Source organism: Streptomyces sp. NA04227 (assembly GCF_013364195.1).
In the GTDB taxonomy this organism is placed as follows: domain Bacteria; phylum Actinomycetota; class Actinomycetes; order Streptomycetales; family Streptomycetaceae; genus Streptomyces.
Genome location: NZ_CP054918.1, coordinates 3,958,937 through 3,974,287 on the forward strand (window position 1 = coordinate 3,958,937; position 15,351 = coordinate 3,974,287).

Sequence of the window (15,351 nt, forward strand, 5' to 3'; positions counted from 1 at the left end):
AGGAGTCCATCCGTGTCGGAAGGAACCATCTCTCCCGCCGAGGGCGACACCCTGACCCGCCTGGAGCAGGAGGGTGAGATCGCGGCGGACTACCTCGAGGGTCTGCTGGACATCGCCGACCTCGACGGCGACATCGACATGGACGTCGAGGCGGATCGCGCCGCCGTGTCCATCATCAGCGATGCGAGCGGCCGCGACCTGCAGAAGCTGGTCGGCCGCGACGGCGAGGTACTCGAAGCCCTGCAGGAGCTGACCCGGCTCGCCGTGCACCGCGAGACCGGTGACCGTAGCCGTCTGATGCTCGACATCGCGGGTTTCCGGGCCAAGAAGCGCAGCGAGCTCTCCGAGCTGGGCGCCAAGGCCGCCGCCGACGTGAAGAGCTCCGGCGAGCCCGTGAAGCTCAACCCGATGACCCCGTTCGAGCGGAAGGTCGTGCACGACGCGGTCAAGGCCGCCGGACTGCGCAGCGAGTCCGAGGGTGAGGAACCGCAGCGCTTCGTTGTCGTGCTGCCCGCCTGAGCAGCCTCGTCAACCGGCCCCGTCTGTTCAGCAGGCGGGGCCGCTCTTTGTCAGCCTGATAGCCAGCACGCCAGAGCGCGGTGGCTTGGTACGGAAGGACGGTCCCGTGACGGAGGAAGCGGAGCTTCCCCCGGCGCCTCAGGAGGCCCGGGAGGTTTTCGGTGAGCGGTATCAGGACGCTGTCCGCTATGCGGAACTGCTGGCGGAGGCGGGTGTACAGCGAGGTCTGATCGGCCCGCGCGAGGTCCCCCGCCTGTGGGAGCGGCACCTGCTGAACTGCGCCGTTCTCTCGGAGGTCGTACCGGAAGGTGTGACGGTGTGCGATGTGGGCTCTGGCGCCGGTCTGCCGGGCATCCCGCTCGCCCTCGTCCGGCCCGACCTCAAGATCACGCTCCTTGAGCCCCTGCTGCGGCGGACCAACTTCCTCTCCGAGGTCGTGGAACTGCTCGGCCTGGACCATGTGAGCGTGGTGCGCGGCCGCGCCGAGGAGGTCCTCGGCAATCTCACCCCCGTCCATGTGGTCACCGCCCGCGCGGTGGCGCCCCTGGACCGGCTGGCCGCCTGGGGTGTTCCGCTGCTCCGCCCGTACGGCGAGATGCTGGCGCTCAAGGGCGATACGGCCGAGGAAGAGGTCAAGGCCGCCGGTGCCGCGCTCAGCAAGCTCGGGGCGAAGGAAGTCTCGATCGTCCAGGTCGGCCATGGCATCGTCGATCCGTTGTCCACGGTCGTGCGGGTCGAGGTGGGCGAGAGCCCGGGTGGCGTCCGCTTCGCAGCCAAGCGTGCGAAGGCGGCCCGTACGGGGCGTGCTCGCCGTCGGCGGTGACGATCTGAGGATCCTGGGCTGTTCGTACGTTAGGCATACGCATAGGTCGCGGACTGGTCTGTACTGACGATCCCCCTACTCCAGAGAGGCTTTGAGTCCCGGGAACCCGGGTGTCGCTGGGGTAGGGGCCGTGGGTGCTCGGCACTCTGTTTCACGTGAAACGTCGTTCGCTCTTGCATGGCATCATCAGTCGCGGTCGTACTGCGGCTGATCCACGTGACCGCAAGCCCCTGGGAGCCCTCAGATCCCCCGAAAGGGGTGCGGAGTTTTCCACAACGGTGGAGTTCTCCACAGAAGACAGGGGCTCGCTGGTTCCCGACCCCGAAGACATGGGAGGCTCTGTTCATTGCGAGCCTGTAGCCGAGGAGAGTGAATCCTTGCGGTCCGACGCCAACTTCGCGGGACCGATGACCGATCCGGTCCCCGGCCCCCGTACCGAGACGACGGGGGAGGATGTTTCACGTGAAACACCGAGCCCGATGGACGACAGCCCCATCGGTCGTGCTGCCCAGGTTGCTGTGGAGGCCTTGGGGCGGGCGGGCGAAGGACTCCCTCGCCCGGAAGAGACCCGGGTCATGGTGGTCGCCAACCAGAAGGGCGGCGTCGGGAAGACCACGACAACGGTCAATCTGGCAGCCTCACTTGCGCTGCACGGTGGCCGGGTGCTGGTGATCGACCTCGACCCGCAGGGCAACGCCTCGACGGCGCTGGGGATCGACCACCACGCTGAAGTGCCCTCCATTTACGACGTCCTGGTGGAGAGCAAGCCGCTGTCCGAAGTGGTGCAGCCGGTACCGGATGTTGAGGGTCTCTTCTGTGCCCCCGCCACGATCGATCTCGCCGGTGCGGAGATCGAGCTGGTGTCGCTGGTGGCCCGCGAGAGTCGTCTTGAGAAGGCGATCGCCGCCTATGAGCAGCCGTTGGACTATGTGCTCATCGACTGCCCGCCTTCCCTCGGACTGCTGACCGTCAACGCCTTGGTTGCGGGGGCCGAGGTCCTCATCCCGATTCAGTGCGAGTACTACGCACTTGAGGGACTGGGTCAGCTTCTGCGGAACGTCGAGTTGGTCCGCGGACACCTCAACCCCACGCTGCATGTCTCCACGATCCTGCTCACGATGTACGACGGCCGGACCCGGCTCGCCTCGCAGGTGGCCGAGGAAGTGCGCAGCCACTTCGGTGAAGAGGTCCTGCGGACGAGCATTCCGCGCTCGGTCCGTATCTCCGAGGCGCCCAGCTACGGGCAGACGGTCCTGACATACGATCCGGGCTCCAGTGGCGCGCTCTCCTATCTGGAGGCAGCCCGCGAGATCGCTCTGCGCGGTGTAGGCATCCGGTACGACGAGCATCAGGGCTATGTGGGCCCGCAGAATGAGCAGCAGAACACGGCGGAGGGGATCCAATGAGCGAGCGTAGGAGAGGGCTGGGTCGTGGCCTGGGCGCGCTGATTCCCGCGGCCCCGACTCCGGAGAGGTCCGTACCGGCAACGCAGGAGGAGAGCGTCTCGGCGTCGTCCGGGGGTGTTCCCCTGCTCACCGCCGAACGCGGAGTGGCGGCAGCCAAGGTGGCCACGCTCCCCCAGAGCACGGTCTCCCCGGAGAACGACGAGCCGCCGGTGACCGAGGCCGACGAGGTGAGCTCCCCGGCGGGTGCCCACTTCGCGGAGATCCCGCTCGACGCGATCACGCCGAACCCGCGCCAGCCGCGTGAGGTCTTCGACGAGGACGCGCTCGCCGAGCTCGTCACCTCCATCCAGGAAGTGGGCCTTCTCCAGCCCGTTGTCGTACGGCAGTTGGGCCCGGGGCGCTATGAGCTCATCATGGGTGAGCGCCGCTGGCGGGCCTGCCGCGAAGCGGGGCTGGACAACATCCCCGCCATCGTGCGGGCGACGGACGACGAGAAGCTGCTTCTCGACGCCCTGCTGGAGAACCTGCACCGAGCGCAGCTCAACCCGCTGGAAGAGGCCGCGGCCTACGACCAGCTCCTGAAGGACTTCAGCTGTACACACGACCAGTTGGCCGACCGCATCGGGCGCTCCCGCCCGCAGGTCTCCAACACCCTGCGTCTGCTGAAGCTCTCGCCCGCCGTGCAGCGGCGTGTGGCCGCAGGGGTGCTCTCGGCAGGTCATGCGCGTGCGCTGCTCTCCGTCGAGGACTCGGAGGAGCAGGACCGCCTCGCCCACCGGATCGTGGCGGAGGGTCTCTCCGTACGGGCGGTGGAGGAGATCGTGACGCTGATGGGCTCGCGCCCGCAGAGCGCTCCTCGGGCCAAGGGGCCGCGTGCGGGTGCCCGAGTCTCCCCGGCGCTCAGCAATCTCGCCTCTCGACTGTCCGACCGCTTCGAGACCCGGGTGAAGGTCGACCTCGGTCAGAAGAAGGGCAAGATCGTCGTCGAGTTCGCCTCGATAGAGGATCTGGAGCGCATTCTCGGCACCCTGGCTCCCGGCGAGGGGCCGGTCATGCAGTCGGGGGAGCCGCAGGAGGAAGCCGAAGGCGAAGTCGTAGCCGAAGCTGAGGACGAGAACGAGAGCTGATCCCCGGGACCAGGTCCCGAGGTGACGAGACGGGAAGCGGGTCGTGTCCGGTGTGTACCGGAACACGACCCGCTCTTTGCTTTCACACGGTTTCGAGGCAATCCGTTCGTCGATACGATGCCGACAGGTATGGCACAACCGATCGTCGGCATCTCCCGAGGAGTGGGCCATGCGCACCGTCAGCCGTGCTGGACTGGTGACCGCGGGCCTGGGCCTGGGGGTGGTCGGAGGCTTCGTCGGCAGCCTGCTCAGGGAGCGTGGCGCCCTGAGTGCTGTACGGAGCGCGGTCGGTGAAGGAAGCGAGGAACAGCCTTCATGGGGCGTCGGCTCGTACCGCTCACACTGGACAACCTCTCGGACCTGCCCAGCCGATGCCGCGCCTGCGTCTTCTGGGAGCTCGACGCCGTCAGTGGACGGGACGCCGTAAAGGCCGGAACTCCCGAGCTGGAGAAGGAAGCCTGGATCTCCGCCGTCCTCCTGGACTGGGGCTCCTGCGGCCGGGTCGTCTACGTCGACGACTGTCCCGTGGGGTTCGTGCTCTACGCCCCACCTGCCTATGTGCCGCGAGCGACGGCCTTCCCCACAAGCCCCGTCTCCCCCGACACCGTACAGCTGATGACTGCCTGGATCACGCCTGAGTTCCAAGGGCAGGGGCTGGGACGGGTCATGGTGCAGACCGTTGCCAAGGATCTGCTGCGCCGGGGCTTCAAGGCCATCGAGGCGTTCGGCGACGCTCGCTGGAAAGAGCCCGCCTGTCTCCTCCCGGCGGATCATCTGCTGGCCGTCGGCTTCAAGACCGTCCGCCCCCACCCCGCCTACCCGCGGCTGCGGCTGGAGTTGCGCTCCACGCTGTCGTGGAAGGAGGACGTGGAGTTGGCGATCGACCGCCTCCTGGGAGCCGTACAGAAGGATCCGGTGCTACGGCCGTTGTGAGATAAGGGCGTTGGCACGCCAGGGCAGCACAGAGAGAACATGCGGCGGGCCGGCCCCGAAGGGCCGGCCCGCCGCATGTTTCACGTGAAACAGTGCCCCGTTGTCACTCGGCGATGAAGTCGGCGAGGTCGCGTTCCAGGGCCACCTTCGGCTTCGCGCCGACGATGGTCTTCGCGACCTCTCCGCCCTTGTAGACGTTCAGGGTCGGGATCGACATGACGCCGTACTTGGCGGCGGTCTCCGGGTTCTCGTCAATGTTCAGCTTGACGATCTCGATCTTCTCCGAGTGCTCGGCGGCGATGGCTTCGAGGGACGGAGCGATCTGGCGGCACGGGCCGCACCACTCGGCCCAGAAGTCCACGAGCACGGGCTTGTCGCTCTGGAGCACGTCCTTGTCGAAGGTAGCGTCGGTCACTTTCTTGAGGGCCACGGCGGGCTCCTTACTGATCTCGGGGGAGGGAGGGGGTGGTCAGACGGCTGCTGCCGCGGCTTCGCCGTCGGCGAGGGCGGCGAGGAAACGCTCCGAGTCCAGGGCGGCGGAACAACCGGTGCCGGCGGCGGTGATGGCCTGACGGTAGGTGTGGTCCACCACGTCACCGGCACCGAAGACACCGGCGATGTTGGTGCGCGTCGACGGGGACTGGACCATCAGGTAGCCCTCGTCGTCGAGGTCGAGCTGGCCCTTGAAGAGCTCGGTGCGCGGGTCGTGGCCGATCGCGATGAAGAGGCCGGTCACGGGAAGCTCGGAGGTCTCACCGTTCTTGACGTTGCGGAGGGTCAGGCCCGAGAGCTTCTGGTCTCCGTGGATCTCCGCCACTTCGCTGTCCCAGACGAAGGAGATCTTCGGGTCCGCGAAGGCGCGCTCCTGCATGGCCTTGGAGGCGCGGAGCGAGTCGCGGCGGTGTACGACGGTCACCGACTTCGCGAAGCGCGAGAGGAACGTCGCTTCCTCCATGGCCGTGTCGCCGCCGCCGATCACAGCGATGTCCTGGTCGCGGAAGAAGAAGCCGTCACAGGTCGCGCACCAGGAGACGCCACGTCCGGAGAGGGCGTCCTCCTTCGGCAGCCCGAGCTTGCGGTGCTGGCTTCCGGTCGTCACGATCACGGACTTCGCCTTGTGGACGGTGCCCACCGTGTCGGTGACGGTCTTGATCTCGCCGGAGAGATCGACCGAGACGATGTCGTCCGGGACCAGCTCGGCACCGAAGCGCTCGGCCTGGGCACGCATGCCTTCCATGAGCTCGGGGCCCATGATCCCGTCCTGGAAACCAGGGAAGTTCTCCACCTCGGTGGTGTTCATGAGTGCGCCACCGGCGGTGACGGCGCCCTCGAACACCAGCGGCTTGAGCGACGCGCGCGCGGTGTAGAGCGCTGCCGTGTAGCCGGCAGGCCCGGAGCCGATGATGATCACGTTACGGACGTCGGTCACGGCTTGATTCCTTGTCTTCGGCGACTGCGTTCTCCCGGGGGGACCCTGAGCGCTCCCACCCCACCCAACGGATCCTAAGGGGCGTGCATTCCCGAGGGGACCGCGTGTCCCCGCTCTACTTCCGTGCCTCGACAGCTGTGCCGAGCGCCACGCATACGTACGCACGCCGTTACCGCGGCAGCCCGTACCGGTGAGGCATCACGTGCCTAGGGAAGAGAGACGCCGAGCGGGATCCGAACGCGGACGGGACGGACCTCGGAGAGGAGTAGAGGGGACGCACGGACCGAGCACAGAGGCGGAGCCTCTTACGGCCGGGAGCGTGTGCCCGCCGGTGCTGTGCCCGGTCTCAGCGGCGCGCGTACGAGTGCGTCGAGAGGAGCTTGCCCGCGTCGGAGCCGCGCTGCTCCGCACAGGAAGCGTCGACCACGTACGCCGAGACCTGCTTCGCGTCCGTGGCATGCGGCAGCACGACGAGGAAGGCGCTCTTGCCGTTGAAAGTGCCCTTCTCCGCGGCCAGCGGCAGATTCTTCCGGCCGGTCCCCTCCTGAATACAGGACGGGATCTTCACGGACGGGACGTCCTCCTTGCGCAGAGGCGCCTGGGAGTCCGAGCCGTCGGGGCTCGACCTCACGTCGAAGGAGGGCTTGTCCGTACGTGACTCGGTGGAGGGCTGACCCTTGCGCTGGGCCATGAGCTCACCGACGCGCGATTCGAGGTTCTTCTCCGAGAGACTGACCCCGCCACCGCCGGCGGTCGTCGAGCCGTTGCCGGTCGTGCCTCCGTCGCCGGTCACCTGGACGATGATCCCGCCCAGGCCGAGCGCGGCGAGGGTGAAGACGGCGCCGAGACCGACCATGCGACGGCGGCCTCGTGTCCGCTGTCCCCGGCCGGGACCGGAGGCGCTGCGCCGAGCATGTCCCGCCGGGCGGTCCGTCCGGGGAGCCGTCGACGTTTCACGTGAAACATGCGCACCGCCGTGCGGAGCGTCGTCCTCGGCTGAGTCCTCGGCCGAAGCTTCGGTGAGGGAAGCCGAAGAGCTGGAGGCCGACGCGGTGGACGAACATTCCGGCGCCGTCGCGGCCAGAAGTGCCTCCGCGGCGAGGGCCGCGTCGATCCGCTCGGCCACATCGACCGGCATCGGGGTGGACGGGGGAAGCGTGCCCAAGAGCCCGCGGATCTCCTCCAGGGACTCGTACACCTCCCGGCAGTCGACGCAGAGCTCCAGATGCCGCCGGATCTCCTCGCTGCGGGCGGGTGTCAGCAGAGTCTCGGTGAGATCGGAGATCTCGTCGACATCGGGATGCTCGGCCGCCTCGGTCACGCTCGTCCACCTCCACCCTTCACTTCCGCGGGGCCACCCGGGCCACCGTTCTCAGACTTGTCTGCGGATGGGACGGACGAACCGGCCACCTGGTTCCGTTCCCCCGAGGAAGACTTCTTCCCCGTGGCGGAAGCCACCTCACTTCGGAGGTGGGAGAGCAGAGGAAGGAGTCGTGCCCTGCCCCGGGCGCACCGGCTCTTCACCGTGCCGACCGGCACTCCGAGCGTCCCCGCCGCCTCGGCGACGGGGTAGCCCTGCATATCAACGAGTACGAGAGCAGCGCGCTGGTCGGCGGGCAGCGTGCTCAGTGCCTCGACGAGTTGGCGCTGCAGGTCGTTGCGCTCGGCGGGGGCGGCGGCGGACTCGTGCGGTTCGAGGAGTTGCTCCAGGCGCGCGTCGTCGTCGATGGGGGACGTCTTGCGGGAGGAGGCCTTGCGTACCCGGTCGAGGCAGGCGTTCACCGTGATGCGGTGCAGCCAGGTGGTCACCGCGGACTGGCCACGGAAGGTGTGAGCGGCGCGGTAGGCGGAGACCAGGGCGTCCTGGACGGCGTCGGCGGCTTCCTCGCGGTCCCCGAGGGTGCGCAGGGCCACCGCCCAGAGCCGGTCGCGGTGGCGCCGTACGAGCTCACCGAAGGCCTCACTGTCCCCAGCGACATGGCGGGACAGGAGTTCTTGATCGGTGACGCCGGGGTCCAGGCCCTCGTCCACCCTCCCCCTCCCCTCCGTACGTCTCAGCCGGTGAACGTCACTTCGGTGACGCCCTGCTTGTACCCGGCCTTGCTGAACTCGTCTCCTTCGGAGTACGGCGCGGCGGTCATCCACACCAGTACGTACCGCGTCTTGACGGGCTCGGCTGCGGAAACCTTGAGTTCCTTGCCGTCCGTCGTGCCGTCGGCGATCTTCCGGAGAGAGTCGAGCGGGGTCGAGGACGAGAGCGATTGGGCCGCGTACAGGGACACGTCGGTGCGTGGTCCGAGGTAGTGCAGTCCGATTGAGGCACCCGTCACTTCCCGCTCGCCGCCGAGATCGTAGACGATCCCGACGCCCTTCTTGTAGGGGGCGAGGGTGGGACCGTCGGTATAGGAGTACGTGCGCCAGTACGTACCGGGGTCGTCGTCGTGCGTGAGGGCGACGTCGCTCGGGTGCTGGGGCTTGCCGTCGGGGTAGTACTCGGCGGCGTCCTGCACCGTGAGCGGGAGCACCGGGCGCTTCCCGCCGTCCTTCTTGTCGCCGTCCTCGCTCCGCGAATTGCCGGAGTCGTCGCCCCGGCGGTCCATGAGGGCGTCCGCGAGCTGCCAGCTGCCGAGGCCGAGCGCGGCGATGAGGAGTGCGGCGACGCCCCACTTCAGTGCCCTGCCCGTTCGGCTCTCCAGCGGGGCGGGCGGCGGCGCGACGGGACGGCCGACACCGGGCCGCGGGGCGGGGCGTCCGTAGGCGCCCTGCTGGTAGGTGGTGCGCTGGTACTCCGGGGGCGGTGTGAAGGTGGGTTCCGGCTTGCGGATGCGCGGCAGCTCCGCGACCGCCTTCACCAGGTCGTCCGGGGTCGTGCACGGCTGTTCCTGACGGGAGGCCGTGGCACCGTCGTTGACGAGCGCGCGCATGGCCAGCTCGGACAATCCGCGGTGCACGCCCGCCCGTACCTGGTCGGGCGCGATGAGGCCGACGCCCTTGGGCAGGCCGGAGAGGCCGAAGGCGTCGTCCTCGTAGGGCCAGCGCTGGGTGAGCGCGGCGTAGAGCAGAGCGCCGATGGCTTCCGTGTCGGTGCGCTGGGGGGTGTCCGAACTGACGCCGCGCAGCGCTGCGTTGACGGCGAGCCCGCGGATGCGCCACTGGCCCGAGGAGGTGCGCAGCACGGAGTTGGGCGTCAGGCGCAGGTGCGCGAGTCCCTCACGGTGCGCGGCGGCCATCGCCCAGGAGACATGGCTGACCATCTGGTAGGCGTCGTGCGGCTCCAGCGGGCCCGACGCGAGCAGCGAGGTGAGGTCCGTGGCGTCCGGCAGCCATTCGTGGACCACGTAGACGACGTCGTTCTCTTCCACCGCGTCGAGGACCTGGACGAAGCGCGGGTCACCGAGCAGGGCGGAGGAACGGGCCGCGGCGAGCACCGAACGGGCGCGGGAATGGTCGGCGGGAAGCACATGGACACCGACCGCGCGGCGCAGCTTCTCGTCCATGGCACGCCAACTGCTGAAACCGTCCAGACGGGTGACGCACTCCTCGAGCCGATAGCGTCTGGCGAGCTTGTGACCGCTGTGCAGTTCGGGTGGGACCCGTTTCGTGGCCTCTTCCGCCGAGTCCTTTTCCGACTCGTTCAGGGGCGCTTCCGCGTCCGTGGATGTGTCCTTGTCCCGGGTGCTGGCCACCCCGTCGGCCGTGGTTTCCTCCGCCTTGGCGGCCAGCGGCTCGTCACCGCTGTTGTCTGCCACGTCGACGGCAGCTGTGCTCCGTTCCGCCACCGTCGTTCCTGCCTCCCCATCCGTTGCGCTCTGGTCGGACGCCAAAGCCAATTGTGCCCACACTCTGCCTCTATGCACGACACGCGGAGGTCGATGATGGTTGTGCGGCTACCCGGCTCTCAGCGGCCCAAGCGTCCGCGCACCATGGCAACCATCGAGTTCAGCTCCTGGATACGCATTTTCCGGGCCGCCACGTAGAACACCGCCAGCAGAGCGACCCCGCCGACCACCAGTGCGGCGATCGAACCGAGGACGCTCTGGCCCATGGTCTTGAGGACGAAGTAGCCGAGCGCACCGGAGACGAGGGCCGCGGGCACCGAGGCCATGCACAGCCTGGCGTACGTCCGCAGCACCTGTGGGCCGTCGAGGTCCCCGCCGAGCCGCACCTTGAGCCGCTTCCAGGCGACGCCGACACCGACCGCGTACGCGAGGCCGTAGGAGGCGGCCATGCCGATCACGGCGTAGTCCGGGGGCAGGGCGAGGTAGCAGAGCGCCGAGGCGGCGGCGTTGACCGCGGCGACGATGACCGTGTTGTAGAAGGGCGTGCGGGTGTCCTCGTAGGCGTAGAAGCCGCGGAGCACGACGTACTGCACGGAGTACGGGATGAGGCCGACGCCGAAGGCCATGAGGATGTAGCCCATGGAGCGCGCGTCGTCCAGCCCGGTGGAAGAGTAGAGCAGCGTGCAGATGGGGATGCCGAGGGCGATGAAGGAGAACGACACCGGGACGATGGCCACGGCGGAGCTCCGCAGCCCCTGGGAGATGTCGTCGCGAACCGCGCCCGGGTCGTTGTCGGCGGCCGCCCGCGAGATGCGGGGCAGGATCGCCGCCATCACGGAGACGGTGATGATCGCCTGCGGCATGGCCCAGATGAGCTGGGCGTTGGTGTAGGCGAGGAAGCCCTTGCCGCCCTCGGGGAACGCGTCCTTGCCCGCGGCGGTGGCCAACTGGGTGACGACGATGAGACCGGCCTGGTTGGCGAGGACGAAGAGGACGGTCCACTTGGCGAGCTTTATCGTCTTGCCGAGCCCGTGGCCGCGCCAGTCGAACCGGGGCCGGAACCGGAAACCCGCCTCACGCAGATACGGGATCATCGCCAGCGCCTGGACGACGAGGCCCAGGAGCGTGCCGATGCCGAGCAGGCGGACACCCTCCGGCGGGATGGTCTCGGGCCGCATACCGGTGGTGTCCGCGGTCCCGTACACGTAGATGAACAGGCCGAAGGTGAAGATCATGACGATGTTGTTGAGGACCGGAGTCCACATCATCGCGCCGAACCTGCCCCGGGCATTGAGGATCTGACCCATCACCACGTGGACGCCCATGAAGAAGATCGTGGGCAGGCAGTACCGGGCGAAGGTCACGGCGACATTGTTCGCTGCCGCGTCGTTGGCCACCGGAATGGACTGGAGCCGGATCAGCAGCGGAGCGGCGAAGACCACGATCACCGTGATCACACCGAGCACCACCATGACCATCGTCAGCAGCCGGTTCGCGAATGCCTCTCCGCCATCCTCGTCCTCCTTCATCGACCGCACGAGCTGCGGAACGAAGACCGAGTTGAGGCCACCGCCGACGGTCAGGATGTAGATCATCGTCGGGAGGGTGTACGCGATGGTGTACGCGTCGCCGAGCAGCATCGCGCCCAGCGCCGCGGTGATGACCACGGTCCGTACGAAGCCGGTGAGCCGCGAGACCATCGTGCCCGCGGCCATGATGGCGCTCGACTTGAGGATGCTCGAGGCGCGCCCGCCGCCGGAGGCCCGCGCGGCGGCCGGCGGTGGCGGTACGGGCTCCGGGGAGGGCGGCGGCACCGCACCGGGATCCAGTGGCCGCTGGGGTCCGTCGTGCTGCTGGTCCCGGAAGAGGTGGGCGAAGGCGTCGTGGTCGGGGCTGCCCGCACCCGCCCGGCTCACCAGGTCGTCCACGCCGACGTACTGACTCGCCTGCTCCGCCTGCTCCTGCCCGCCGTACGGAGGGTGCCCGCCCTGGCCCTCGGCGGGCGGGGCGGCCTGTGCCCAGGCGCGGGGGTCCTGCTGCTGCGTCCGGGGATCCTGGCCGTACGCGGCGGGGGGCTGCTGCTGCGCGTACTGCGGATGCTGCGGCTGGGCCGGGCCGGGAGCCTGGTGCTGGGCGTACGCCCCGTGCTGCGGTTCGTACGCGCCGACGGGCGCCGCGGGCTGCTGGTCGGCGGGTCCCGGCTGCGGATACGGGCCGTGCTCGTAGTTCCCGTGCCCGCCCTGTGGCGACTGCGGGGAGTGGGCGTTCTGCGGGTGCGCGCCGTACGCACCGGCGGCGTACGGGTCCGGGCCGTACTGTTCTGAGCCGTACTGGTCCGCGCCGTACTGGTCCTGGCGGTACTGATCCTGGGCGTAGTGACCCTGCTGGTACGGGTCCTGGCTGTACTGGTTCTGCGCGTAGGCGTCCTGGGCCTGCGGCTGGGCGTACTGGTCCGGCGGGTACTGGCCTTGCGCGTTCTGCGGCTGGGCGTGCGGGTGCTGAGGTTGAGGCCGGCCGTACTGGTCCTGCGGGTACTGCTGCTGCGGGTACTGGCCCTGGTGGCCCTGGCCGGGAGCGGGCGCGTAGGGATCGTGCGGCTGGCCGCCCTGGCCGCCCTGGGCGTAGCCGTCGGCCGGGTACGGGTTCTGGACGTATCCGTTGTTCTGGTCGTAGCCCTGCTGCGGGTAGCCGTTCTGGTCGTAGCCGTTGCCCGGGACGTGGCCCTGGGCGTACGCGTCGGGGTTCTGCTGGGGCGGCACCTGACCGGGCTCCGGTGGGCCCGAGGGGGACGCGGGCGGGCGCGCGTCCTGCCCGCGGTCACCGTCGTACGGCGCGTTCATGGTTACCCCACCTCAGTCCCCGGCCGGACGGCCACGACATCGTTCAACGGTCCACTCTCTCACCCGGGGCGGAGGCGTCCACGTTTTCCGCTGCGGTGTCCGGATCCGGGTCACTCGGGTGCTCCGGGGTGTCTCCGGTGGGGTCGGAGCCCGGCGGGGAGGCCGGATTCCCGTCCGATTCGTCCTGGGGGCCGTTACCGGAGGACCTCGCGGCGCGCTTGCGCTGCGTGTACATCCGGAATCCGGCAAGGACCAGAAGCAGCACGCCGCCCGCGATGACGAGCATCACGGTGGGCGTGATCTCGGTGACGTTCACGTTGAACCGCACCTCGGGGCCGTAGGGCTGGCCGTCGAGGGTGTAGAGCTGTGCGATCACCTCGACCGGGCCGTTGGCCTCGGCGGTGGTGGTGAACTTCACCGACTGGGCGTGGCCCTCGGAGATGCGGATCGGCTTCTCCATGTAGGGGCCGCCGCCCACCTTGAGGCGGGTCGGCTTCGTCGAGGTCAGGCGAAGGACGAGATGGTCCACGTCCTGGAAGAGGTTGTTCTGCACCGTCACCGGGATCGTGGCGCTGCGCCCGGAGAGCTTGGCCTCGGACTTCTGGATCAGCGAGACGCTGTGGGTGAGCCGGTTCAGATAGCCGGAGACGCCGCCGCGGAAGCGCTCCGCCTCCTTGGTACGGCCCCGCCAGGAGCTCGACATCTCACGGTCTATGGCCCGCCCGAAGGGGGTGACCACGCGGGAGGCGTCCGAGAGGATCACCTGGAAGCCGTTCAGCCGCCCCTGGGTGCTCCGGATCGCCTCGAACGCGGACAGCGGGAGTTCCTGGCGGCGCAGCGAGGAGGGGTAGGCCCGGCTCGACGGCACCGCGGTGACGGCATCGGGGTCGGGCGTGGCCTTGGCCGCCTCGGTGAGGTCCTGGGACTCGGACCAGTTGCCGTCCTGGGTCAGGCGGATCACCTGGGCCATGGCCTGGGCCTGTCCCACCGTGGGCATCCGCTGCGGGGCGACGACCACCGAGCGCTGCTTGTCCGGGGCCTGGAGCATGAGCATCAGGCTCTGGGCCAGGTACTCCTGCACCGCGAGGGTGGAGGCGTCCGCGTTCATGAGGTCGCCGCGGAACGCGGTGGAGAGCCGGGCGTCCGAGACCACCGCGGTGACGCCGCCGCCGATGGGGCGCGGGGCGCTCGGGGTGTAGAGGAGGCCGCTGGTGTCCTTGAGGCTGTCCGCGCGGGTGATGACGTTCCGGGCGCCCGCCGAGGTGGCCACGTCGACGATGGACGGGTCGATGGCGCCCTCGACCGGCCAGGCGAAGTCCGTGCTCGGTTTCACGTGGAGGATCGTCTGCACGGTGCTGGACGCCACATCCGTCGCGTCCTTGAGGTGGCTCAGCGAGCCGGAGACGCGCTTGCCGGTGTGTGCCAGGGACGCCAGATCGGGGTCGGCGAAGGGCAGCGCCACGATCTTCTCGCCCTTGACCGCGGTCTCCAGATCGTTGAGCCACTGCTTGGCCACCGCCTGGTTCTTCCCCGGGACGGTGGTGTTGTCCTCGCCGCGCACGTTGTAGCGCTTGGTCATCGCGTCGACGGAGGCGAGCAGATCGGGGTCGATCACCCAGGTCACGTCGAGCTCACTGCCCAGCGCGAGCATCTGCTGGAGACGGCCGCCGGGACCGATTTCCTTGGCCAGTGCGTCACTCTCGAAGACCGGGGTCTGCTGCTCGTCCGCCTTCGTCTCGGCCGTCAGATGGGAGTCGGAGATGAGCGGCCACATGAAGGCCGTACGCGTGCGGGTCTCCGCCTTCTCCGGCTGCCAGGGCAGGAAGCTGTGCTGGATCCCGAACACCTGGGGATAGGGCGCGACATCGGTCTGCCCGGTGAACGCGACCCCCAGCTGGTAGACGCCGTCCGGGCCGAGGTCGAGGGCGTCGACCGGCACCGAGAGACGGAACTGCCCGCGGTCCCCGGGCGCCAGGGTCGGGATCTCGTCGGTGTACTTGTCGTCGATCGCCGCGCCTTCGAGGCCGGGTACGTAGCCCTTGCGCTGCGCGATGTTGTCGATCGCCGAGCGGCCGCCGAGCGGGGAGCCGATCCGCAGGCCGACGCCACCGCTCTTCATCGTCCGCTTGCTGCGGTTGGTGACACTGCCGGTCACGGTGAGGGTGTCGCCGTCCTTGGGCACGGCGGGTGTGAGCGAGTCCACCGAGACTGCCACGCTGCGGGAGCCGGTACCCGGCCCCTTCGACGGGGCGGCCGGTGCGCCGGAGGTGGTGGCGCTCTCCGTGACGGTCGCCGCCTTCTTCGGCGCGGCCGCTTCGGCGCCGTGGGCGGCCGGCGCCTGGAGCGCTCCGACGAGAAGCGGCACGGCGGCCAGAAAAGCGCCTGAACGCTGGAGCCATCGGCGGGCAGGTGAGGGAGTCGTCCCCTGGATGTCTGCCGCCTCGGCCACGCGCTCGCCCGTCCCTCGTTCGTCGTCAGTGGTCGTCGGAATGTGC

General features: G+C 69.1%; 12 protein-coding genes. 5 read left to right on the forward strand and 7 right to left on the reverse strand.

From position 1 onward, the window contains the following. Nucleotides 1–12: 12 nt before the first annotated feature. The 5 genes from HUT18_RS16815 (at nt 13) to HUT18_RS16835 (ending at nt 4,808) form a co-directional block, all read left to right on the forward strand. Entirely contained in the window at nt 13–519 is a 507-nt protein-coding gene (locus HUT18_RS16815; protein WP_176101460.1) for a R3H domain-containing nucleic acid-binding protein, read from the forward strand. Between the two features lie 106 nt (nt 520–625). After that, the gene (gene rsmG / locus HUT18_RS16820) at nt 626–1,342 is read left to right on the forward strand and encodes a 16S rRNA (guanine(527)-N(7))-methyltransferase RsmG (protein WP_176101461.1); all 717 of its coding nucleotides are present in this window, start codon (nt 626–628) and stop codon (nt 1,340–1,342) included. A 329-nt stretch (nt 1,343–1,671) separates the two neighbouring features. Next, nucleotides 1,672–2,748, forward strand: coding sequence for a ParA family protein (locus HUT18_RS16825; RefSeq protein ID WP_176104591.1), 1,077 nt, complete (start codon nt 1,672–1,674; stop codon nt 2,746–2,748). After that, complete coding sequence (locus HUT18_RS16830; RefSeq protein ID WP_176101462.1) at nt 2,745–3,875, forward strand: ParB/RepB/Spo0J family partition protein; 1,131 nt, start codon at nt 2,745–2,747, stop codon at nt 3,873–3,875. The genes HUT18_RS16825 and HUT18_RS16830 overlap by 4 nt, the downstream gene beginning before the upstream one ends. 315 nt (nt 3,876–4,190) lie before the next feature. Then, on the forward strand, nt 4,191–4,808 hold the full coding sequence (locus HUT18_RS16835) for a GNAT family N-acetyltransferase (RefSeq protein ID WP_176101463.1): 618 nt from the start codon (nt 4,191–4,193) through the stop codon (nt 4,806–4,808). A gap of 103 nt (nt 4,809–4,911) precedes the next feature. On the opposite strand, the gene trxA is transcribed toward HUT18_RS16835, so the two are convergent. The 7 genes from trxA to HUT18_RS16870 all read right to left on the reverse strand — a co-directional run bounded on the left by trxA (nt 4,912) and on the right by HUT18_RS16870 (nt 15,305). Then, nucleotides 4,912–5,238 carry a thioredoxin gene (gene trxA, locus HUT18_RS16840; protein ID WP_176101464.1) on the reverse strand — a complete coding sequence of 109 codons (327 nt, stop codon included), beginning with the start codon at nt 5,236–5,238 and terminating at the stop codon, nt 4,912–4,914. Nucleotides 5,239–5,277: 39 nt separating this feature from the next. Beyond that, nucleotides 5,278–6,237 (reverse strand): thioredoxin-disulfide reductase, encoded by a 960-nt coding sequence (gene trxB / locus HUT18_RS16845; RefSeq protein ID WP_176101465.1) that lies wholly within the window; start codon nt 6,235–6,237, stop codon nt 5,278–5,280. A 346-nt stretch (nt 6,238–6,583) separates the two neighbouring features. Continuing rightward, nucleotides 6,584–7,558 carry an anti-sigma factor gene (locus HUT18_RS16850; RefSeq protein WP_176101466.1) on the reverse strand — a complete coding sequence of 325 codons (975 nt, stop codon included), beginning with the start codon at nt 7,556–7,558 and terminating at the stop codon, nt 6,584–6,586. Further along, on the reverse strand, nt 7,555–8,268 hold the full coding sequence (gene sigM, locus HUT18_RS16855) for an RNA polymerase sigma factor SigM (protein WP_176101467.1): 714 nt from the start codon (nt 8,266–8,268) through the stop codon (nt 7,555–7,557). The genes HUT18_RS16850 and sigM overlap by 4 nt, the downstream gene beginning before the upstream one ends. 23 nt (nt 8,269–8,291) lie before the next feature. Then, a complete protein-coding gene (locus HUT18_RS16860) occupies nt 8,292–10,016 on the reverse strand; it encodes a protein kinase family protein (protein ID WP_176101468.1) in 1,725 nt (574 codons plus the stop codon). 119 nt (nt 10,017–10,135) lie between these two features. Then, a complete protein-coding gene (gene murJ, locus HUT18_RS16865) occupies nt 10,136–12,856 on the reverse strand; it encodes a murein biosynthesis integral membrane protein MurJ (RefSeq protein WP_176101469.1) in 2,721 nt (906 codons plus the stop codon). Nucleotides 12,857–12,899: 43 nt separating this feature from the next. Further along, nucleotides 12,900–15,305: a DUF6049 family protein gene (locus tag HUT18_RS16870; protein ID WP_176101470.1), complete on the reverse strand. Its 2,406-nt coding sequence runs from the start codon at nt 15,303–15,305 to the stop codon at nt 12,900–12,902. Between the last annotated feature and the right edge of the window lie 46 nt (nt 15,306–15,351).